The organism is Amycolatopsis sp. NPDC059021, assembly GCF_042739895.1.
GTDB lineage: Bacteria > Actinomycetota > Actinomycetes > Mycobacteriales > Pseudonocardiaceae > Amycolatopsis.
In genome coordinates, this window is the sequence record NZ_JBHYIQ010000059.1 from 42,160 (window position 1) to 62,546 (window position 20,387).

17 protein-coding genes are annotated in these 20,387 nt (G+C 71.3%); 6 read left to right on the forward strand and 11 right to left on the reverse strand.

From position 1 onward, the window contains the following. Positions 1-19: 19 nt before the first annotated feature. From ACFWX1_RS29755 to ACFWX1_RS29765, 3 genes are all read right to left on the reverse strand, one after another. The gene (locus ACFWX1_RS29755) at positions 20-739 is read right to left on the reverse strand and encodes a S1 family peptidase (RefSeq protein WP_378325522.1); all 720 of its coding nucleotides are present in this window, start codon (positions 737-739) and stop codon (positions 20-22) included. 350 nt (positions 740-1,089) lie between these two features. Next, positions 1,090-2,325, reverse strand: a complete 1,236-nt coding sequence (locus ACFWX1_RS29760) for a glycoside hydrolase family 18 protein (RefSeq protein WP_378392881.1) — start codon at positions 2,323-2,325, stop codon at positions 1,090-1,092. Between the two features lie 104 nt (positions 2,326-2,429). After that, complete coding sequence (locus ACFWX1_RS29765) at positions 2,430-4,034, reverse strand: PucR family transcriptional regulator (protein ID WP_378392883.1); 1,605 nt, start codon at positions 4,032-4,034, stop codon at positions 2,430-2,432. A gap of 163 nt (positions 4,035-4,197) precedes the next feature. Here ACFWX1_RS29765 and ACFWX1_RS29770 point away from each other — a divergent pair, with 163 nt between their 5' ends. Together ACFWX1_RS29770 and kynU are read left to right on the forward strand one after the other, a co-directional pair. Further along, positions 4,198-5,346, forward strand: a complete 1,149-nt coding sequence (locus tag ACFWX1_RS29770) for an indoleamine 2,3-dioxygenase (protein ID WP_378392885.1) — start codon at positions 4,198-4,200, stop codon at positions 5,344-5,346. A gap of 43 nt (positions 5,347-5,389) precedes the next feature. Continuing rightward, positions 5,390-6,628, forward strand: coding sequence for a kynureninase (gene kynU, locus ACFWX1_RS29775; RefSeq protein WP_378392887.1), 1,239 nt, complete (start codon positions 5,390-5,392; stop codon positions 6,626-6,628). Here kynU and ACFWX1_RS29780 read toward each other — a convergent pair whose 3' ends face one another. The 3 genes from ACFWX1_RS29780 to ACFWX1_RS29790 are packed head-to-tail and all read right to left on the reverse strand — an operon-like array spanning position 6,629 to position 9,636. Beyond that, on the reverse strand, positions 6,629-7,291 hold the full coding sequence (locus tag ACFWX1_RS29780) for a winged helix-turn-helix domain-containing protein (RefSeq protein ID WP_378392889.1): 663 nt from the start codon (positions 7,289-7,291) through the stop codon (positions 6,629-6,631). 9 nt (positions 7,292-7,300) lie between these two features. Continuing rightward, positions 7,301-8,947, reverse strand: a complete 1,647-nt coding sequence (locus tag ACFWX1_RS29785) for a right-handed parallel beta-helix repeat-containing protein (RefSeq protein ID WP_378392891.1) — start codon at positions 8,945-8,947, stop codon at positions 7,301-7,303. Continuing rightward, the gene (locus ACFWX1_RS29790; RefSeq protein ID WP_378392893.1) at positions 8,947-9,636 is read right to left on the reverse strand and encodes a LuxR C-terminal-related transcriptional regulator; all 690 of its coding nucleotides are present in this window, start codon (positions 9,634-9,636) and stop codon (positions 8,947-8,949) included. The genes ACFWX1_RS29785 and ACFWX1_RS29790 overlap by 1 nt, the downstream gene beginning before the upstream one ends. A gap of 141 nt (positions 9,637-9,777) precedes the next feature. On the opposite strand from ACFWX1_RS29790, the gene ACFWX1_RS29795 reads away from it, so the two are divergent. Next, the gene (locus tag ACFWX1_RS29795; protein ID WP_378392895.1) at positions 9,778-10,443 is read left to right on the forward strand and encodes a response regulator transcription factor; all 666 of its coding nucleotides are present in this window, start codon (positions 9,778-9,780) and stop codon (positions 10,441-10,443) included. Continuing rightward, a complete protein-coding gene (locus ACFWX1_RS29800) occupies positions 10,440-11,690 on the forward strand; it encodes a sensor histidine kinase (protein WP_378392897.1) in 1,251 nt (416 codons plus the stop codon). Before ACFWX1_RS29795 ends, ACFWX1_RS29800 begins: the two co-directional genes overlap by 4 nt. A 93-nt stretch (positions 11,691-11,783) precedes the next feature. On the opposite strand, the gene ACFWX1_RS29805 is transcribed toward ACFWX1_RS29800, so the two are convergent. The 5 genes from ACFWX1_RS29805 to eccCa all read right to left on the reverse strand — a co-directional run bounded on the left by ACFWX1_RS29805 (position 11,784) and on the right by eccCa (position 19,400). Further along, positions 11,784-12,998 (reverse strand): hypothetical protein, encoded by a 1,215-nt coding sequence (locus tag ACFWX1_RS29805; RefSeq protein WP_378392899.1) that lies wholly within the window; start codon positions 12,996-12,998, stop codon positions 11,784-11,786. A gap of 14 nt (positions 12,999-13,012) precedes the next feature. After that, positions 13,013-13,498, reverse strand: coding sequence for a hypothetical protein (locus ACFWX1_RS29810; protein ID WP_378392901.1), 486 nt, complete (start codon positions 13,496-13,498; stop codon positions 13,013-13,015). Positions 13,499-13,508: 10 nt separating this feature from the next. Then, entirely contained in the window at positions 13,509-14,924 is a 1,416-nt protein-coding gene (locus tag ACFWX1_RS29815; protein WP_378392903.1) for a hypothetical protein, read from the reverse strand. Between the two features lie 3 nt (positions 14,925-14,927). Next, on the reverse strand, positions 14,928-15,359 hold the full coding sequence (locus ACFWX1_RS29820; RefSeq protein ID WP_378325507.1) for a hypothetical protein: 432 nt from the start codon (positions 15,357-15,359) through the stop codon (positions 14,928-14,930). A gap of 69 nt (positions 15,360-15,428) precedes the next feature. After that, a complete protein-coding gene (gene eccCa / locus ACFWX1_RS29825) occupies positions 15,429-19,400 on the reverse strand; it encodes a type VII secretion protein EccCa (protein WP_378392905.1) in 3,972 nt (1,323 codons plus the stop codon). A gap of 156 nt (positions 19,401-19,556) precedes the next feature. On the opposite strand from eccCa, the gene ACFWX1_RS29830 reads away from it, so the two are divergent. Then, entirely contained in the window at positions 19,557-19,907 is a 351-nt protein-coding gene (locus tag ACFWX1_RS29830; RefSeq protein ID WP_378392907.1) for a WXG100 family type VII secretion target, read from the forward strand. Positions 19,908-19,937: 30 nt separating this feature from the next. Next, positions 19,938-20,234, forward strand: a complete 297-nt coding sequence (locus ACFWX1_RS29835; RefSeq protein ID WP_378392909.1) for a hypothetical protein — start codon at positions 19,938-19,940, stop codon at positions 20,232-20,234. Positions 20,235-20,387 lie beyond the last annotated feature (153 nt).

Genomic DNA, 20,387 nt, shown 5'->3' on the forward strand with positions numbered 1-20,387 from the left:
ACGGACCGACGTCGGAGAATCAGACGCCCGCGACGGACCGGATCCAGTCGCGGTAGCGGGTGATGTTGGTGTAGGCGGTGGTGGAGGAGCGGTCGCTGGTGGAGGCGACGCCGACCTGCTTGCCGGAGGCGAACATCGGGCCACCGGAGTCGCCGCCCGCGGTGATGCCGTCACCACGGCGGGCGCAGACCGCCACGCCGCCGGCGTAGTCGGAGCACGAAACCGAGGTGACGCTTACGTTGGCGTACTTGAGATACTGCGACTGGCAGTTGATCTCCTGGCCGCAGCGGCTGGTGGCGCCCCAGCCGTACACCTGGACGGACTGCCCGACCCGCACGTCGGAGGACTGGCCGAGTGGCGAGTAGGTGGCGCTCACCGAGCTGGTCAGCTTCACGATCGCGAGGTCGGCCGAGGGGCTCCGGGTGATGGTGGAGCCGGTGGCCATGGTGCCACCGGAGGTCTGGTCGAGGCTGCCGATCCGGAACGTGTAGGTCCCGGAACCGGCCACGCAGTGCTTGGCGGTCAGGATGTACTGCGGCGCGATGATGGTCGACGTGCAGGTCTGCCTGCCGTTGACGAACAGCCGGGCGGCCCAGGGGCCGCTGGTGGCCCGGCTGCCGCCGATGATCATCGGCTCCATGGCGGCGGGGTCGCTCGCCGCGGCGGCGACCGGGGTGGCGACTCCGGCGAGAGCGAGGGCAGCACCGGCCACGGCGAGCCCGAGTCTGATCAGACGCATTTTCCATCTCGATTCCGCGGCGAGAAGGCCGCACAGGGGAACGGAGCGGGAAAAAGCATCACTCCCCCGGAAGCCGGGACGGTACCGACTAAGGTCGCAAAACGGGCGAGGACACGACGTTCGTCGCACCGGCCCGTAACGTCCACAATGGACGTCGCGGGCGGTGGGTCGGCCATTCGGCGGAGTGGGGTCGCGTGATCAGCGGGCGATCTCGCGTGTTTGGGGGCGGAACTCGCGTGATTGGGCGGAGATCTCGCGTGACTATGTAGTCGCTGCCGTAGCGGGCGAGTGCCGTGAAGGCCTCCTTCACAGCGCTGAGGGCTGTGAAGGAGGCCTTCACGGACTTGCCGCTAGCGGTCGAGCCAGGGGCCGGTCATCGCGGCGAGGAGGCTGTGCTGCGGGTCGTCGAGGCCGATCTCCCACATCATCATGCCCTTGAGGCCGTTGTTCCTGGCGAACCGGGACCGGTCCTGGATCGAGCGCGGGTTCGCGTAGTTGACCCAGGTCTTCGTCTTCGCGTTCCACAGGTACGGCGAGCGGACGATCGGGTCCCAGCCCTGGACGAAGTCGGGGTTGCCGATCCACTTCGGGCCGACGAGATCCTTGTAGTTGAGGAACTCGGTGGCCGTGTAGGGCTGGTACAGACCACCGTTCGCGGCGGAGGTGACGGTGAACGAGCGGCCGTAGAACGGCACGCCCAGCACGATCTTGTGCTCCGGCACCCCGTGCGCCTTCATGTACTCCAGCGCGCCGGTGTCGTTGTTGTACCGGTCATTGGGATCGTCCGGGCGCTTCACCAGCGGGTCGTTGAAGCACGAGACCGTCGCGTACCCGGTGCACAGGTCGTAGGTCATCAGGTTGAAGATGTCGACGAGCCTGCCGATGGTCCTGAGGTCGAAGCTCTTCGACTGGTCGTACGGGGCGCCGACGTTCTTGCCGGTACCGTCGTCCTGGCGGCGGCCCGCCGGGATGTCGATCGACAGCTTCATGGGCTGGCGCCGCCCCGCCTCGCGGGCGTAGCTGTTCAGCTGCTGCCGGAACTCGACCAGCAGGTGATTCAGGTTTTCCTTGTCCGCGGGCGAAGAACCGATCTCGGGCAGACCGCCGTAGACCGGGAACTCCCAGTCGACGTCGAGGCCGTCCACCAGGCCGGCCGGGAACGACCGCACCCAGTTGTCAACGCACGACGACACGAACGCGCGGCGGCTTTCGGCCGTCGCCGCGCCCGCGCTGAAGCCCGGCGCGGCCCAGCCCCCGATGGAGACCAGCACGGTCAGCCCGGGATGGGCGCGTTTCACCGCCTGCAGGCTCAGGATGTCCTTGCGCTGCTTGTCGTTCGGCTTGTCGCAGTGCCCGCCCGCCGGCGAGGCGAAGAAGTAGCTGATGGTGTTGACCATCTCCCACGGCACCTGATCGGCCGAGGGGGAACCGCCCCAGAACGCTTCGAGCACCGGCTTGCGCGACGCCGCTTCGGCGTCTGCCTGCGCGTCCGCGCTCGCGGCCGCCGGTGCCAGCGACAACGCCGTCGCCACGGCCGCGCCGAGCGCGATCGCGGCCCTTCGCGCGCGCCCCCAGGTGAGTTTCATGCGGTGACCTTCCTGAACAACCACATCATGAATGGTTTGGACCAATACCTGTCCATGTCTAACGCGCGGCAGCGCAAAAGTAAAGATTCCCTTGCCGGGAAAGCTCACCGCGGCCGCAGATCCCGGAGGCGGAACTCGAGTTCGGCAAGGAAACGCGTCTCGGGATCCGTGACGTCGAAGCCGGTGAGTTCGCGGATGCGGTGCAACCGGTTCCGGAAGGTGTTGGGGTGCACGTGAACGCGGTCCGCCGCGCGTTTGACGTCCCCGAAGAGATCCAGGTAGGCCCGGAGCGTCGGCACGAGTTCCGTGCGCTGTTCGGCGTCGTGCCCGGCGAGCACGTCGACCGGGCCGCGCAGGCGGTGCCCGGCGCGGGCCAGCGCCCGCGCGGAGGCCGACAGCGCGAACGTCGCCTGGATGTCGGTGAACGTGGCGACCTCGGGCGCGGCCGGATGGTCCGCCAGCGCACGCAGGACGAGGTCGGCCTCCTCCTTCGCGGCGGCCACCTCGTCGGGCGACGAGGCGACGCTCCCGACGGCCAGCACGAGGTCACCGCCGCGGCCGGCCCGGCGCGCGAATCCTTCGGCGAGCCGTTTCGTCCCGGCGACCGCGGCGGCCGCGGTCATCGAGGACGGCCACGGCAGCAGCGCGTAGGCGGCGTTGCCGTCGAACGTGGTGACCGCGCGGGGATGGCCGATCGCCAGGTGCAACGTCAGCGGGTCGAGCACGCGGCGGCGTTCCGCCCAGGATTCGTCCGGCTCCACCGCGGCTGCCGACCGCGCCACCAGTACGGTCAGCTTCGCGTTCCGGACGCCGAGCCGCTGGGCGGCTTCGTCCGGGTCGTCGCCGTGCAGGAGCGCGGAGACGAGGTCGGGAGTGGCGGGCCGGTCTCCCTTGCCGTGCCTGCGCAGAAAGGCCGCGACCGCCCCGGCGACGGCGGTGAAGTCGGCACTGCGTTCGGGCCCGAACGGTTCCCCGGTGGTCGTGGCCCAGAGGTAGCCGAGGAGTTCGCCGCCGAAGCGCACGGCGACCGCCATCCTCGGCTTCGCCTGCGACGACGCCGGCCCGAGGAACAACGGCTCGTCCGACGCCGCCAGCCGCGCGAAATCGCCGCGGGCCTCCAGCGCGTCGACGAGCCAGCCCGGGGCACGCCGTTCGAGGATCCCGGTCACCCGTTCCTGATCGGCCTCGTCCTGCCTGCCCGACCACGCGAGCACCGCGAGCGCGGTGTCCTCCAGCACGATCGGCGCGTCCAGGAGCACGGAAGCCGCGTCCAGCAAGGCGAACAGGTCGTCGGCGGGCGGTCCGTCCGCGGTGTCCGGCCGGGCGGGCGACCACGCGGCGGCGACGGCCCGCACGTCGTCCGCCAGCCGGGTCCAGTCGGCGCCCGCGGCGAGTTCGAGCACCGTCGTGCCGTGCTCGCGGGCCGCCCGGAGCAACGCGGCGCCCGCCGGGACCGGGGCCCGGCAGACGATCGCCGGATGATCGGCCGTGGCCACGGCGTCGAGCAGTTCCGGCAGGTCTTCGGCGGTGACGCCGGGGGCCAGCAGCAGGCTGCCCGGCCGGGACGGGCCGGCCGGATCGTGGATGGCCACCTCGCGGATCGCCCGCCCGCCGCCCCCGTCGACGACGAGCCGCAGCACCGAACGGCCCAGCGCGTCGACGATTTCGGCCGCGGTCGGATGCGCTGCGACGTCGCGCGGTGTGGACACGGCTCTCCTCGTTTCGGGCCCCGGCCAGCGGTTTCCCAGTATCCGGACCGGACTGTGCCGATCACACTGCCATATCGCCCGAGAGTGTGCCGGTGCCCGTTCCCCCGGCGGCGGTGCGGCGGTGATGCTGAGGTGGACGGCGGAGGACCACGAAAGGACCGAGATGACCGAGACGATCACGCGGCCCGTCGGGCGGGACCTCGCGTCCTACGGCATCGACGCCGAACGCGGGTTCGTGCCCGGTACCGATCCGGTGCCCGCGCTGGCGCCGCGCTACCGGCCGTGGGAGCGGATCGCCCGCGACCTCGGCCCGCTGATCATGACCGGCAGGCTGCGCGGCGCCGTCGACGCCCTGCCGGAACTCGCGCCCGGCGACCTCGACGGCCCCGGCGAACGCGAACGCGCGTTCCTGCTGCTGTCGTGCCTCGGCAACGCCTACATGTGGGCGGAACCCCTTGCCGCCGAACGGTTTCCGGCGGCGCTGGCCGTTCCGTGGTGCGCGCTGGCCGAGGAGCTCGGCCGCCCGCCGGTCCTCGCGCACTACTCCGCCGTGGTCAACAACTGGCGGCGGCTCGCGCCGGACGAACCGGTGAGCCCGACCAACATCGACACGCAGGTGACCTTCCTCGGCGGCGTCGACGAGAAGTGGTTCTACCTGGCCACCGTCGGCGTCGAACTCGCCGGGGCACCCGCGCTGCCGTTGCTCGTCGCGGCACAGCACGCGGTCGCGGCCGACGACGCGGACCGCCTCACCGCGGCACTGCGCGCGCTCGAGCCGATCATCGCCACGACCACCCGGGCGTTCCTCGCCATGGAGAAGTGGTGCGATCCGCACGCCTTCTACCACCGGGTCCGGCCGTTCCTCGCCGGCTGGCCCGCGCCGGGCGTCGTCTACGAAGGCGTCTGGGACGAGCCGCGGACGATGACCGGCGCGAGCGCCGCGCAGAGTTCCCTCATCCAGGCCTTCGACGCCGGGCTGGGCATTCCGCATCCGCACGAGCGGACCGGGGTGTTCCTGCGCGGGATGCGCGAGCATATGCCGGTCCCCCACCGCCGGTTCCTCACCGATCTCGAAGCGGGCCCGTCGGTGCACGGCTACGCCGCGCGCCGCCGCGACCGTCCACAGTTGACGGACGCCTACAACGCCTGCGTGCGCGCGGTGAGCGAGCTGCGGGCCCAGCACATCGGGCTGACCGGCCGCTACATCGGCCGGTTCGAGCGGTCCGGGACGGCGAAGGGCACCGGCGGCACCGATTTCGTGCGGCTGCTGGTGGAAGCCCGTGAAGAGACCCGCGCCACGGAGCTGGACTGACCATGCCGTATACCGGGGAAACGCCCCCATCCGGAAGGAATCCATGAGCACCACCGACGACTCGCTGGCCGCACTCGACGCGGCCGACCCGCTCGCCGCGTTCCGGGACCGGTTCCGGCTGCCCCGCGACGTCGTCTACCTGGTCGGCAACTCGCTGGGCGCGCTGCCGGAAGCGGCGAGGGCGCGGGTCACCGAGGTCGTCGACGAGGAGTGGGGCGACGGGCTCGTCGGCAGCTGGAACACGGCGGGCTGGTTCGACAAACCCCGCACCGTTGGCGAACTGGTCGCCCCGCTGATCGGCGCCGCGCCCGGCCAGGTCGTCGTCTGCGACACGACGTCGCTCAACCTGTACAAGGTGCTCTTCGCCGCGCTCGCGATGCGGCCGGGACGCGGTGTCGTGGTGGCCGAGGCCCACGCGTTCCCGACCGACCTCTACATGATCGAAGGGGCGCTCGGCACGCAGGAAGGCAAGCGGCTGCGGCTGATCGGCCGCGACGCGCCGGACCTCGCGGGCGCGCTGGACGACGACGTCGCGGTGGTGGTGCTGAGCCACGTCGACTACCGCACCAGCGCGCTGACCGACCTCGCCGAGGCGACCCGGCAGGCACAGGCGTGCGGCGCGCTGGTCGTCTGGGACCTCTGCCACAGCGTCGGCGCTCTTCCCGTCGAACTCGACGCGGCCGGAGCGGACTTCGCTGTCGGGTGCACGTACAAATACCTCAATGGTGGCCCGGGATCGCCCGCGTTCGCCTACGTCGCCCGGCGGCACCAGGAGGCCGCGCGGCAGCCGCTTTCCGGCTGGCACGGACATCGCGCGCCGTTCGAGTTCACCGTCGGCTATGAGCCCGCCGACGGGATCGACCGCTTCCGGACGAGCACGCCGCAGATCCTCTCCTACGCGCCGCTGGAGGCCGGTCTCCGGCTGTGGCAGGACGTCGATCTCGGCCAGGTACGCGCCAAAAGCCTCGCGCTGACCGGGCTTTTCATGGACCTCGTGGAAGCCCGGCTCGGCGATGCCGGGGTCGAAGTCGTGACGCCGCGGGACGAGCGGCGCGGCAGCCATGTCGCGCTGCGCCACGAACACAGCTACGGCATCGTCCGCGCGCTCGCCGACCGCGGGGTGCTCGGCGACTTCCGCGCTCCCGACACCATGCGCTTCGGGTTCGCCCCGCTGTACCTGCGCCACCTCGACGTCGGCACCGCCGTCGCCGCGATGGAGGAGATCGTCGCGTCGCGGGCCTGGGAACGCGAGGAGTACGCGAACCGGCCGACGGTGACCTGATCAGCTCATCTGGTAGCCGATGCCGCGCACGGTGTGGATCAGCACCGGATCGCGGAGCTTGCGCCGCAACCGGGCGATCACGACGTCCAGGACGTTCGACGCGGGATCCGCCGCCTCGTCCCAGGCGTACGAGATCAGCTCGGTGCGCGACACCGGCCGCCCGGCGGCCTGCATCAGCCGCTCCAGGACCAGGTATTCCTTGCGGGTCAAGGTGAGCAGCACCCCGGCCCTGGTCACCTGGTGCCTGCCGCCGTCCAGTTCGACGTCCGCGCAGCGCAGCATCATGGTCGGCGGCGGCCCGGCCGGGCCGCCGCGGCACAGGCTGCGCACCCTGGCCACCAGCTCCGGCATGGCGAACGGCTTGACCAGGTAGTCGCCCCCGCCCAGCCGCAGCCCGTCGATCCGGTCGGCCACGCTGTCCCGCGCGGTCAGGAACAGCACCGGCACTCCCCAGCCCGCGTTCCGCCGCTGGTGCACGTACCACAGCGCGTCGCCCGAGGGCAGCATCCGGTCGAACACCGCGCAGTCGTAGGCGTTCACGAACAGCGCCTCGTCGGCCCCCGGCAGATCGGCCGCGGTGTCCACCGCGAACCCAGCGCCGCGCAGGGCGGCGTCGAGCGCCACCCGCAAGTTGTCGTCGTCCTCGGTCACCAGCACCCGCACACGCGCACGTTAGCGTGCGGCCGCGGCCTCCACGTCGGCGACGACCAGAGTGCGCAGTTCCGCGACCGCCGGGATCCGGCCGAGCTGCCGCAATCGCTGCGACTGCGCCTTGCGCACACCTTCGAACAACCGGCGCGCGTCGCGCGCGTTGCCGAAGTTCTCCTCGCCGACCATCCGCTCGAAGAACCCGGTCAGCACCGGATCGGCGGCCCGGTCCAGCTCGTAGTCCCCGGCTTCCACCATCCGGCGGATGATGCCCAGCAGTTCGTCCGGGGTGTAGTTCGCGAACTCGATCGTCTTGCCGAACCGCGACGCGAGACCGGGGTTGGCCGAGAGGAAGTCCGCCATCTCCCCGGTGTAGCCCGCCGCGATCACCGCCACCTCGTCACGCTGGTCCTCCATCAGCTTGACCAGCGTGTCGATCGCCTCCTGCCCGAAGTCACCACCCGAGCCCGCCGAGCGGGACAGCGTGTAGGCCTCGTCGATGAACAGCACCCCGCCCCGGGATTCCTCGAACACCACCGCGGTCTTCTCCGCGGTGTGCCCGATGTACTGGCCGACCAGGTCGCGCCGGGACACCTCGCGGAACTGCCCGCGCGGCAGCACTCCCAGTGCCTTCAGCAGCTTGCCGTAGATCCGCGCCACCGTCGTCTTCCCGGTGCCGGGCGCCCCGGCGAAGATCAGATGGTGCCCGGTGGAGCCCACGGGCAGCCCCGCCCGGCGGCGCCATTCGTTGACCTGCAGCTCGTCGATCAGCGAACGCACCTCGGCCTTCACCCCCGGCAGGCCGATCATGGCGTCGAGTTCGGCGAGCAGCTCGTCCAGTTCCTGGCCACCGGCGCTCGCCGGGTCCGCGCCGCCGGCCACGGTGGTCGTGGCCCCTTCGGCGATCGCGATGCCGGGTTCGGCGGTGTTCTCCACCCGGCACGCGGAAACGCTGCCCCCGCAACCGGCGGCGAACGCGATCCCGGCGCCCCGCGTGTCGCGGACCGTGCAGTCGCGCAACTCCGGCGTGCCGTGGTGGGCCACCGCGATGCCCTCGTGGCCGGTGCGCGTGATCTCGCACCGCTCGATGACCGGCCTGCCGTACTGGTAGACGTACACGCCGCGCAGCCCGCAGCCGGTCACCACGCAGTTCCGGAGCACCGGATCGGCCGCCATCGCGACGATGATGCCGTCGCCGGTCACGTCCTCGACGGTGGTGTTCTCCAGCCTGCCGGACGCGCCCTCGATGAGGATGCCCTGTTCGCCGGTGGTGACGACGCAGCCGGTCACTTCGAAGCCCGCCATCCCCCGGATGTCGATCGCCGGGCCCCGCCCGCCGGAGACGACGCAGTCGCGCGCGGTGAACGCGACGTCGTGCACGGAGATCGCCGGGGCGTCCCCGGCACACAGCTCGATCCCTTGCAGGGTAAGGGAACCGCCCCGCGCCGCGAACACCGGCCGGTCCGCGCCGCGGCCGTCGACGAGTACCTTCGCGCCGTCCGCCGCGGGCAGCGTGACGCGGCGGCCGACGAGTTCGAGGACCTCGTGGTAGGTGCCCTCGGCGAGGGTGACGATCGCGCCGTCCGGCGCGTCGGCCAGCGCGTCGCCGATGGTCGGATAGGCGCCGGGCTGGTCCGCGACCACCAGCGTCCGGCCGGATGCGAGGTCCATCAGCCCGCCTTGGCCATCAGCCAGCCGCGGTCGACCGCCTTCGCGCCGGCCTGGAAGCGGCTGCGCGCGCCGAGCCGGTTCATGATGTCGGCGACCATCCGGCCCACCGTGCGGACCGAAATGCCCAGCTGCGCCGCGGCCGACTCGTCGGTGCTGCCGGAGCAGAGCAGGGCCAGCAGGTCCCGCTCCCGGCCGGTCAGCATCTGCTCGTCGTCGGGATCCGGCAGCTCGGCAGGCGCGAGCGGCACCGCGGCCTGCCAGATCCGTTCGAACAGCCCCGCCGTCGCGGTGACCACGCCGGGCAGCCGGAACACCGCGACGCCCGTCTGGTTCCCGGTGCCGGTCCGGTCCACCGGCAGCACCACGGACCGGCGGTCGATCACCAGCGCCTCCATCGGGACCTCGGCGTCGGTCCGCACCTGCGCCCCGGCGAGCGACAGCCCGCTCAGCGTGCTCGACAACCGCGCCGAGTCCGGGAACAACGCCCGGCAGCGCACCCCGGCGCGCAGGTTCGCGTGGGCGATCCGGCGGAACTCGCCGATCGGCCCGGAGTTCGCGTCGGCGCTCATGATCAGCACCTCGCTGACCGCCGACGCCACGAGCCCGTCCAGTCCCGCCTGTCCCGCCCGGACCCCGGAGCCCGCCGGTGCGATGCTCTCGACGAGGCTGAGCCTGCTCGGCTGGTTCATGGCGCATCCCCTCTACTTCTTCCCGCCGCCCCTGCGACGGCCTGTTCATGCCAGATCTCGCGGATCCGATGGTCTACGCTCGCCGACGCGTTAGCGTTGCCGAGCATGCGCCCACCTTCTCTCCGCGCACATGAGGTTTTGATGACAACGGTGTTGGTCGTCGAGGACGACGAGAATCTGCGGGTCGCCCTGACCGCGCAACTGCGGGCGGCCGGTCTCGACGTCGGCGCCGAAGGCGACATCGCGGGCGCGGACCGGGCGCTGGGCGCCACGCACTACGACTGCGTGGTGTTCGACCGGATGCTGCCCGACGGGGACGCCATCGGGTACGTCCACACGCGACGCGGGCACGGCTGGCGGACCCCGGTGCTGTTCCTCACCGCGCGCGACGCGCTGGCCGACCGGGTCGCCGGGTTCGAGCACGGCGGCGACGACTACCTGGTCAAACCGTTCGCGATGGCCGAGCTGACCGAACGCGTGCTCAACCTGTGCCGCCGCGCCGGCGCCGACCGGCCGTCGGTGCTGCGGCACGACGACCTGGTGATGGACTGCGCGCGCCGCGAGGTGCGCCGGGCCGGGGTGCTGCTCACCCTGTCGAACAAGGAGTTCGCGGTGCTGGAGTACCTGCTCGTGCGGGCGGGGCACACCGTGGCGCGGGCGGATCTGATCGAGCACTGCTGGGACAGCCAGACCGATCCGATGTCCAATGTGGTCGACGCGGTCGTGAAACGGTTGCGGCGCAAGCTGCGGGAACCGGAGCTCATCCACGCCGTGCGCGGCCTCGGGTACCGGCTCGGCGCGCTGTGAGCCGCTCCTCGGCCGACGGGCTGCGCAGGCTGCGCTGGGGCCTGACCGCGCTGTTCACCGTGATCAACGCCGTCGGGCTGATCGCGTTCGCCTGGTTCATGATCAGCGAGGACAGCAAGCAGGGCACCGAGAAGATGGACGCCGACCTGCTGCGCGTCACCTCCTCGGTCAGCAGGCTGGTCAGCTTCGACGGCACCATCGGCTTCGACCTCGTCAAGCCCGACGTGCTGAACCAGCAGTGCCCGCAGTTCGCGATCCTGCCCGGCGGCGCGGCCGCGTTCGATCCGCACGTGTCCCAGCGAACCTGCGTGCCGATGGACGTCCGGGTGCTCGACGGGCTCGCCACCGACGCCGTGCGCGGCCGCAAAGTCGTGACCGGCTACCAGCAGGGCTCGGGCGGCGAGCTGGTCCAGTTCCGGGCGGAACCGCTGCTCAACCGGACGGGCAAGCCGTTCGCCGCGGTGGTCGCGGTCAAGGACACCCGGCCTATCGCGGCGGACCACACCCGGTTCGTGCTGCTCGTGGTCGGCAGTTGTGTCCTGCTCGTCGGCGCGCTCGGGTTCGCGGGGCATCTGCTGTCCGGGCGGTCGATCCGGCCCGCCGCGGCGGCTTTGCAGCAGCAGGAGGTGCTGCTCGCCGAGACCGCGCACGATCTGCGCACGCCGGTCGCCGCGTTGCGCGCGCTCGCCGAGACCGCGATGGCACATCCGGATCAGCGGGCCGATCTGCTGCCCCGCACGGTCCGGCTGGCCGCCAGGATGGGCGGCATCATCGACGATCTGCTGGTGCGGGCCCGGCTCGCGGCGGGCGTGGAACAGCTGAGCATCCAGCCGGTGTGGCTGGATCAGCTGGTGACCGGCGTCGTCGAGGACACCGAGCCGGACGGCGCGCAGGTCACCGTCACCGCCGCGCCGACCAAGGTGAACGCCGATCCGGCGCTGGTGCAGCGCGCGGTCGGCAACCTCCTGAACAACGCCCTGCGGTACGGGCGGCAGCCGGGCGCGCCCGCGATCGTGCACGTCACCGTCGCCGGGGGCACGGTGACCGTCGCCGACCACGGGCCGGGCATCGACACCACGCTCACCGAAGACGCTTTCGACCGCTTCACCAGCACCGGCGGATCGTCGGGGCTGGGACTGTCCATTGTGCGCTGGGTCGCCGAATCACACGGCGGCACGTTGTCGGTCTACAACGCCGACGAAGGCGGCGCGATCTTCGAACTGCGCTTCCCGGTCAGCATGTCCTGAGTCCGGCACAGGCCGGCCGACGGTCCACAGTGGACGAACCCCGCCTCGTCGAGCGACCGGGCGACGAGGCGGGGCGGGGTCACCGCGAGCCGGTCAGTCGCTCGCTTCGATGAGCTCCACCGTGCCGGTGCCCGACTCGCTCAGGCTGTAGGGGCGGTGGGCGAAGCCCTCCTGGCCGGTGCCGCCCGCCCGGCCGCGGAGCGCGGCCGTCACCCCGTCGTTGCCGGTGGCCTTCCGCCTGCCGCCCGCCGACTGGCCGTCAGCGTTCTCGGCGGTGCCAGGGCGCAGGGTTCCGGCGGAGCCGGAGGCCGGGTTGTGCGGCGTCATCGGGGGCACCATCCCACCCGCGCTGCCCCGGGCCGAACCGGCCGCGGCGCCCGAGGCGACCCCGGAATCCGCGCCGGAGCGTTTTCCCGTCCCTGCCCGCACCGCCGGGATCGCACCGAGCCCGCTGTTCGCCGCGCCGAGCGCCCCGAACGGCAGACCCGACGGCCCCGGGGCCGAACCGGCCGGGGACAGGCCCGGCAGTCCGCCTGCCGAACCGGCGGCGAGATCACCCGGGGTCAGGGAGCCCGGCCCCAGCCCGGCCAGTGACGGCCCCTGCCAGGACGCCCAGTCCTGCGGATTCCAGCCCACCGCCTGCGTGCCGTCCGAAAGACCGGGAATGTCGGGCAGCTTCGGCAACGTCCCGCCGCCACTACTACTGCCGCCGATCCCGGCCGCCTGCGCGAGGCTCTGCACCTCGGTCAGCAGATTCACGGCCGCGTCGGCGGTCTTGACCGCGTCGGCCGAAGAGACGTTGAAGTTGGGGATGAGATCCGCCGGGTTGGTGGCGCCCGCGGCCTGGCAGACCGACAGCATGACGCCGTCATAGTGCCCGCCCAGCGTGTTCATCGCCATCGCGGAGTTCTGCCAGGCCTGGATGGCCAGTCCCCAGGTGAGCGGATTCATCCGCGTCGCCAGGTATTCGTCGAAGAAACCCTGCACGGCCAGCTGCGTCGCGGGCAGGGTGTCGGCCAGTGCGTTCAGCCGCGTCGTCACCTGGGACGCCGCGATCCGGTCGCTCCACATGGTCAGGTCGGCGATCGACCGCCCGACCTTGGCCTCGAAGGAATCCGCGGCCTTGTCCCGCCAGTCCGCCAGCGTCAGGTCACCCGCGTTCCGCCGCAGGTCCGCGGCCGCGGTCTGGCTCCAGGAATGCACCTCCTGCCACATGGCGGCCGCGCTGCGGAGCGTGGGAATGTGCGCCTGCTCGGCGCTGATCATCGCGATGTGCGCCTCGGGCGGCAGCACGTTGTAGGGAATCACCGGTCATCTCCTCTTCAGACGCTCTTCTGCGCGGGGTGATTCGCCGACGAACCGCCGGACGACGTGGTACCGGGGGTGCTCGCCTGCTGATCGCCGCCGCCCGGCGTGGTCCCCGTCGCGTCGGTGCCCGGGGTTTTCCCGCCACCGCTGCCGCCGGACAGCTGCTTCACGACGCCGAGGCCCTTGTCGGCCAGCTTCACCGTGGAAGTGGCCAGGTCGATGCTGTTGATCAGGTCGGTGGCGCTGTACTTCGCCGCGGCGGCCTTGACCTTCGCGGAAATGGTGGTCATGTCCTCGCTGGTGTTGGCGATGTAGGCGCCGGCCACCCCGGTGGCGGCCTTGTCCAGCACGGCCATCAGAATTCCCTCGATCGTCCCGGCCAGTGCGGCCGGTTCGCCCAGCAACCTGCCGAGCGACGCAGGCGGCGCGGGCGCCTTCGTGTGCGCGGAGAACGTGGCCATGGCCTCCGGGTTGCCGTTGATGAACGAAGCGTCGGACATCTGCCCCTCCTCAGGTTCGGTAACTGCGTTCGGTGCCGGACGGGCCGACGCGCCACAACTCTTCGTCGAGCACTTCGACGGGTTCGCTGGGCACGGCCGGCGGTGGTTTCGGTTTCGGCTTCGTGGCCTTCGCCAGGGCCGGGGTTTCCTTGGTGTTCCTGCCCTTGCCGCCCTGCCCTTCCCGGCCGGACAGGACGACCCCGGCTCCGCTGCCGGGCTTGCGCGAGCGGACGGCGTTGACCTGTTCGGCCGCCCCTGGCCGGATACCGCCGGAAGCCCCGCGCCCCGCGCCGGACTGCGGCGGATACATCGGCGGCACAGCCCCGCTGCCGCCGGTTCCCGTGCCGCCCGTGGAGGCCGAGGCCGCCGGGATGGCCGCGCCACCGGCGGTCCCGCCGCCGGGCGACGGCGGCTGCGCCGGGTTCGTGACCGGGTTTCCGCCGAGACCGTCGAGACCGCCGAGCCCGGCCGCGCCCCCACCGAGTCCCCCGCCGCCGACTCCCCCACCACCGGCCGAGGCCAGCCCGGGAAGTCCCGGATCCGCTTGCGGCACAAGGGAATCAGCGACGGCGGCGGGATCGATGGGGTGATACAGGTCCGCCGGGTCGAACGTGCCGCCGATGGGGCTGGGCACGTTTCCGGTTCCCCCGGACGCGTTCTTGGCGAGGTCGAGCAGCTTGCTCGCCACGTCCACCGCGTTCTTCGCGGTCACGAGCGGGGATTCCGGGGAATTCTCCTTGGTCTTGCCGGGATCGTTGGGGTTGGGAGCGTTCTGCGGGCCGGGGGTTTCCCCGGGGTTCACCGCGTTCGGGTCGGCACCGCCCGAATCCGACACCCCGGGCGCCGGGCCCGGCCCTGGGCCCGGCGTGTCGGCCGGTCCGGACGAGGGCACCGCGGCCAGCGGCACCCCGGACAGGGACCTTCCGGTCGCCGCGCGCAGCTTGGCGGCCGCGTCGTGGTACGCCGGGGTCAGCAGGTTCATCGCCCAGGCGACCGCGTCCCTGGTATCGGTCTTGTCCTTGTCCGACGCGTTGGCGGGCAGCGTCTGCACCCGGTCGTCCACGTAGCGCCGGACGTTGCAGATGCCGTCCGCGAGGGACGTGAGCGCCCGGTCGATGTCGTCCATGGTGGCGGTGGTCGCCCACGGCGCCCCCGATTCGGGACGCGTGATCCCGCCGTCGGTCCAGGACCGCGCGACGGCGACCACCTTGCCGACCTCGCTGTCGAAGGTGGTGCCCGCCAGGTCCTTCCAGGACTCGCCGAGGGTGGTCCGGAGGCTCGCCAGCAGCCCGGCCCGCGAGTCCAGCCAGACGCGGCTCGCCTTCCACATCGCGGCCGCCGAATGGAGCAGCGGGGCGTGCTGCTCCGCTTCCGTGACGATCATGGTGTGGAGTTCGTCGAGGGAGAGGGAACGGTAGTCGATCATGGCCTACTCGTTGCCAGGGGATTCGAGGGAGGGCAGGACCCGGGGCAGGCCCTCGCCGGTCATCCCGGCGAAGGCGGTCCGGGTGTAATCGTCGAACGCGGCCCTGGCGATGTCGCGTTGGTTGGCGTCATCGGTGAAGTGGTAGGAGGTTCCGGCCTTGTGCGCGAAAAGACCCAGCGCGCTCGTGGCTTCCTTGAACCGGGTGAGGAACTCGTAGAGCTGGACAGTGGTCTCGTTGTCGGCGGCGAGTACCTCTTCGTGCCCGTTCATCCCGCCACCACACTGCCCGCCGCCCCGGCCTGCGACCTCCTTGGGCAGTGCGTCCCGCGCCAGGCTCACCGCGTTGTCGGCGAACCGCAGCATCGCCTTCGGGATACCGTCCATTTTGTCCGGTGGTGCCATCATGCGCTCCTGACTCGACTCGTCGCTGTCCACTCAAACACCGCGGGGGCGCGCCGGACGGGCGGCGGCAGGAACCCGCCATCCGCCGCCGCGATCCCCGCGCTAGTCCCGTGGCGGCTGCCAGGCCAGCTGCACCAGGCCCTTGTTCCCCCGCCGGTCGACCAGCCAGCCGCGGCCGGGCGGCAGCACCTGGGCACGCATCCCGCCGAGCAGCGGTCCCTCGTCCCGGTCGCCCGACATCATCAGACCGGGCGCGCCGACCTCGCGCAGCCGGTTCAGGAACGGCTCGTACAACCCCTTGCCCGCACCGCCGGAGCGGCGGGCCAGCACGACCCGGAGGCCGATGTCCGAGGCCTGCGCGGCGAGCGGGAGCAGCGGCATCAGCGGATGGTCCTTGTGCGTGGCCACCATGTCGTAGTCGTCGACGAGCACGAAGATTTCCGGCCCCTGCCACCAGTTCCGGGCCCGCAGCTGCTCGGGCGTGATGTCCGGTCCCGGCAGCCGCCGGGAAATCGCCGTGACCACCTCGTTCATCAGGGCGATGCTGTGCGCGTCGTTGGTGCCGGTCCCGAGCAGGTACTCGCCGGGGATCTCGCCGAGCAGTCCCCGGCGGTGATCGATGAGCACGATCCTGGCCTGTTCGGGGGTGTGTGCCGCGCAGATGCGGCGGGCCAGTACCCGCAGGAACGAGGTCTTGCCGCATTCGGTGTCGGCCAGCACGAAGAAATGCGGGTCCTTGGCGAAATCCAGCCGCATCGGCGAAAGGTCGTGCTCGTGGATGCCGACCGCGAGCCCCGCGCCGGGCCCGGTCCGCACATCGGCGGCGGGGAGTTCCTCGTGGGGGAACACCCCGGGAAGCAGCCGCACCGGTGGCGCGGCCTCGCCCGGCCAGGCCCGCGCGATCGCCTCGACCAGGCCGCCGATCCCGTCGGCAAGGTCTCCGGCGCCGGTCACGCCGTCGATGCGCGGCAGGGCGACGAGCATCTGGTGCTTGCTCATCGCGAGTCCCCGGCCGGGGCAGTCCGCGGGCACGCCCATCGCGGCGCGCCGGTCGATGATGGAGTCGATGGGATCGCCGATCTTCAGCTCCAGCCTGCTGGTGAACAGGTCCCGGACGTTCATCCGCAGGTCGAACGAGCGGGAGCAGCCCGCCACCACGTGCACGCCGTAGGCGAGCCCGCGCGCGGCGATGTCGCCGACCAGGTCCTCCTGCTGGTCGAAGTCGTTGCGCAGGGTCAGCCAGCCGTCGATGACAAGGAACACGTCGCCGTGCGGATCGTCGGCGAATTCGCCGGCCGCCTTCCTCGCCCGGTAGGTGGCGATGCTGTCGATCTTGTGCTCGGCGAACCGCCGTTCGCGTTGCGCGAGCAGCGTGGCGACCTCGGCGACGGTACGGCGGACCGCGCCGGTGTCCAGCCGGCCCGCGACACCGGCGACATGGGGCAGGCCGTCCAGCGCGGCGAGCGTGCCGCCACCGAAGTCGAGACAGTAGAACTGCGCCTCGCGCGGGGTGTGGGTGAGCGCGAGGCTGAGGATCAGCGTGCGCAGGGCGGTGCTCTTGCCGGTTCGCGGCCCGCCGATCACCACCACGTGGCCCGCCGCCCCGGACAGGTCCAGGGTCAGCGGATCGCGCCGCTGCTCGAACGGCCGGTCCACGATGCCGAGCACCGGACGCAGCGCGCCTGCCAGCTCGGTCGAATTGGCGGTCAGCCCGCGCTCGCGATGCGTGACCAGCTCGGGCAACAGCTGGTCCAGGGTCGGCGGCTCGTCCAGCGGGGGCAGCCACACCTGGTGCGCGGGCGTGCCCCGGCCGACCAGCTGATCGACCATGATGTCCAGCAGCGTCTCGCCGATCGCGGTGTCGGGATCGGGCACGGGTTCGGCGGCGGTGTCCTCGGCCTCGAGCGCCGGCGCGTGGTAGGCGGTGGTGTATTCGTGCAGTGCCAGGTGTTCCGGCGCGCTGACGGACGTGCCGGACCGGCTGATCCGCCGGTGCACACCGGAGACGTAGGCGGAGCGGAACCGCACCATCGACTCCGTGCCGATCTTGAGGAAGCCGTTTCCGGGCGCCCTGGGCAGTTTGAACGCGTCGGGGACGCCCAGCACGGCCCTGCTCTCCATCTCGGAGAAGGTCCGCAGGCCGATCCGGTAGGACAGGTGGCCTTCCAGCCCGCGCAGCCTGCCCTCGTCCAGCCGCTGCGAGGCGAGCAGGAGGTGCACGCCGAGCGAACGACCCAACCGTCCTATCTGGACGAACATGTCGATGAAATCCGGCTTGGCGGAAAGGAGTTCCGAGAACTCGTCGCAGATCACCACGAGGGTGGGCACCTCGGGCAGCGGCGCGCCCGCCTGACGGGCCTTCTCGTAGTCACGCAGCGAGGAGAAGTTCCCGGCCGCGCGCAGCAGTTCCTGACGCCGGATCAGCTCGCCGTTGATCGCGTCGGTCATCCGGTCGACGAGATGGAGTTCCTCGGCCAGGTTCGTGATCACCGCGCTCGTGTGCGGCAGCTTGTCCAGCCGGGTGAAGGTCGCGCCGCCCTTGAAGTCGATCAACGCGAAGTTCAATGAGCTCGGCGGATGCGTGACCGCGAGCGCCAGCACGAGCGTCCGCAGCAGCTCCGACTTCCCGGAGCCGGTGGCCCCGATCAGCAGACCGTGCGGGCCCATGCCCTCCTGGGCCGATTCCTTCAGGTCGAGGTCGATCGGCGTGCCGTCCTCCTGGATGCCGAACCGGATCCGCAGCCGGTCCCGATTCGGCCGCAGCACCCACGTTTCGTCCGGGTCGAGGTCATAGGGATCGCCCAGTCCCAGCAATTCGGCGAGGCCCAGTTCGGAACTCATCGGCGCGTCCCCCCGGATGCCGGAGCTGAGCCGCAGCGGCGCGAGCTGCCTCGCCAGCCCTTCGGCGGCGACCGGGTCGAAGAAGTCCGCCTCGCCGAGGCGGGTGTTCCCCTCGGCCGTCCGGCTGGACAGGGTGCCGTCGTCGGCCACCTCCAGCACCACCGCGGACCGGTCCAGCGCCCGCGGCGGAGCGGTGGTCAGATCGACCACCGTGACGCCCTCGACGCCGCCGCCGGTCATCAGGTGATCGGATCCGGCGGACATCCCGCCGTCCAGGACGACGACCAGATACGGACCGGGCACGCTGACCTGTTCCGCGGGGTCGAACCGCGGGCGCGCGCCCAGTTCCTCTTCCAGGATCGACTCCAGCGCGGAAATGGACGGGGCGACCAGGCGCAGCGGACCGAGCGCGTCGGAGCGCACGGGGTGCAGGGCGTGCGGAAGCCACTTCACCCATTCCCAGTCGGCGCGGCGGTCCTCGCTCACACAGACCGCGACGCGCAGATCCTCGGGTGACTGCAGGACGGCCAGCTGGGCCAGTACCGCACGCAGCATGCCCAGCGCCGCCTCGCGGTCTCCCTGAAGGTAGACGCGGCTGAACCCGTTGACGGCGATCGCCAGCGGAAGCCCGTCGGCGGTGCTGTAGGTCGTGAGGAACCGGCGCAGCGCCAAGGCGGACAGCGGCTCGAGTTCTTCCAGCGGCAGGGTGTCCGGGGCGACGAGCGTCAGCGCCGGGCCCTGCGCGCCACGGCCGATCCGCGCGACGGCGAAGTCCTCGTCCTCCTTGCGGCGCTCCCACAGCCGGTAGCTCGCCACGAGCGACCACAACGCCGTCGGCTCCGGATGCAGGTAGTCCAAGGCCGCGCGCTGACGGCGCACCGCCCGGCGGAGCCGCAACCGGTGCTGGGACAGGTGCCGCAGGTATTTGCGCCGTGCCTGCCCCATTTCGCGTTTGCTCGGGCCACCGCCCTGCAGGACGCCGACGGCGATCATCCCGAGCATCCCGACACCCATCAGCCCGTAGACCGCGAACCGCGCGGCGCCCGCCATGCCGCCCGAATACAGCAGCACGGTCGACGCCATCATCGCGACCATCGGCAGCACCATGAACACCTGCGCCCACTGCCGCCCCGGCGGGGCCGGGATCGCGGGCGGCGGTTGCAGGATCAGTTCGCCGGCGGGCATTTCCGGGGCCTGCTTCCGGGCGGGCCGCTTGACCAGGACAGTCGCCATACCCACATCGTCGGTCACGCGGGAGCGGAGCCGGCCCTCGTGGCAGGAACGTGCCGTGCGGCCGGATCGGCCGTCCCGGCGAACTAGCGTCGGCACGGTGAGGACGCGCCCCGGCCTGCCGGGAAACGCCCTCACGGTAACGGAACGGAGGGTGATATGTCAGGTTTCGACTTCATCAACGGTGATCCCGACCAGATGCGCCGGGTCGCCGACAACTGGCGTCAGCACTGCGAGGACATCGCGGGCCGGAACGCCCGCCTCAACGGCGGCAACACCGGCCTGGAAGCGGTGTGGAAGGGCCAGGGCGGCCGCATGTTCCAGGGCATCGAACCGGAGCGGTTCAGCCAGAACAAGGGGCTGACCACCACCGGGGACGGCCTGGCCGACACCATGGTGTCCTCGGCGACCAGGTACTTCGAGAACGATTCCGACAACGGCCGCATGCTCGCCTCGGCCGGGGACTTCCACATCGACAGCGGGGCGATCAGCACCGCCATGAACGTCTGATCGGTTCTCCACAAGGGAAAGGAGACAAACATGTCCAACGACCAGATCCTGATGCATTTCGAACCGGTGCTGGGCCAGGTCGAGGAAATGCGGAAGACCGGCGGCCTCGACAGCGGGTCGTTCACCGACGTGTACCAGCACGCCAAGGACGCCAACGCGTCCTTCTTCTCCGACGGCAACGGGGAGGCGATGGTGGCGCGGCACGGCGTGTACCACAAAGCCGCGAACGAACACCTCGACCAGCTCACCGCGCTCGGCGGGAAGACCGCGGACTCGGTGTACCGCTCGCAGGACTGCGTGCAGAGCTGCGCGGCCACCTGGACGTGATCGGCGGTTCCTTCCGCTGACAGCGCGCCCCGCACGATCGCGGGGCGCGCGTTTGTTTGGTCGTCCCTTACGGTCCTGTCTCGTATACACAACTGTCGCTGCCGCCGACAAAGCACGGGTATACAGTGTCTTATTACACAAATAACAAGCCCA

Bases quoted from the DNA above. Each gene is read 5' to 3' on its own strand.
- ACFWX1_RS29815 (WP_378392903.1), bottom strand. From the start codon at position 14,924: ATGATCGACTACCGTTCCCTCTCCCTCGACGAACTCCACACCATGATC.
- ACFWX1_RS29795 (WP_378392895.1), top strand. From the start codon at position 9,778: ATGACAACGGTGTTGGTCGTCGAGGACGACGAGAATCTGCGGGTCGCC.
- ACFWX1_RS29760 (WP_378392881.1), bottom strand. From the start codon at position 2,325: ATGAAACTCACCTGGGGGCGCGCGCGAAGGGCCGCGATCGCGCTCGGC.
- ACFWX1_RS29830 (WP_378392907.1), top strand. From the start codon at position 19,557: ATGTCAGGTTTCGACTTCATCAACGGTGATCCCGACCAGATGCGCCGG.
- eccCa (WP_378392905.1), bottom strand. From the start codon at position 19,400: ATGGCGACTGTCCTGGTCAAGCGGCCCGCCCGGAAGCAGGCCCCGGAA.
- ACFWX1_RS29810 (WP_378392901.1), bottom strand. From the start codon at position 13,498: ATGTCCGACGCTTCGTTCATCAACGGCAACCCGGAGGCCATGGCCACG.
- ACFWX1_RS29770 (WP_378392885.1), top strand. From the start codon at position 4,198: ATGACCGAGACGATCACGCGGCCCGTCGGGCGGGACCTCGCGTCCTAC.
- kynU (WP_378392887.1), top strand. From the start codon at position 5,390: ATGAGCACCACCGACGACTCGCTGGCCGCACTCGACGCGGCCGACCCG.
- ACFWX1_RS29790 (WP_378392893.1), bottom strand. From the start codon at position 9,636: ATGAACCAGCCGAGCAGGCTCAGCCTCGTCGAGAGCATCGCACCGGCG.
- ACFWX1_RS29755 (WP_378325522.1), bottom strand. From the start codon at position 739: ATGCGTCTGATCAGACTCGGGCTCGCCGTGGCCGGTGCTGCCCTCGCT.
- ACFWX1_RS29835 (WP_378392909.1), top strand. From the start codon at position 19,938: ATGTCCAACGACCAGATCCTGATGCATTTCGAACCGGTGCTGGGCCAG.
- ACFWX1_RS29785 (WP_378392891.1), bottom strand. From the start codon at position 8,947: ATGGACCTCGCATCCGGCCGGACGCTGGTGGTCGCGGACCAGCCCGGC.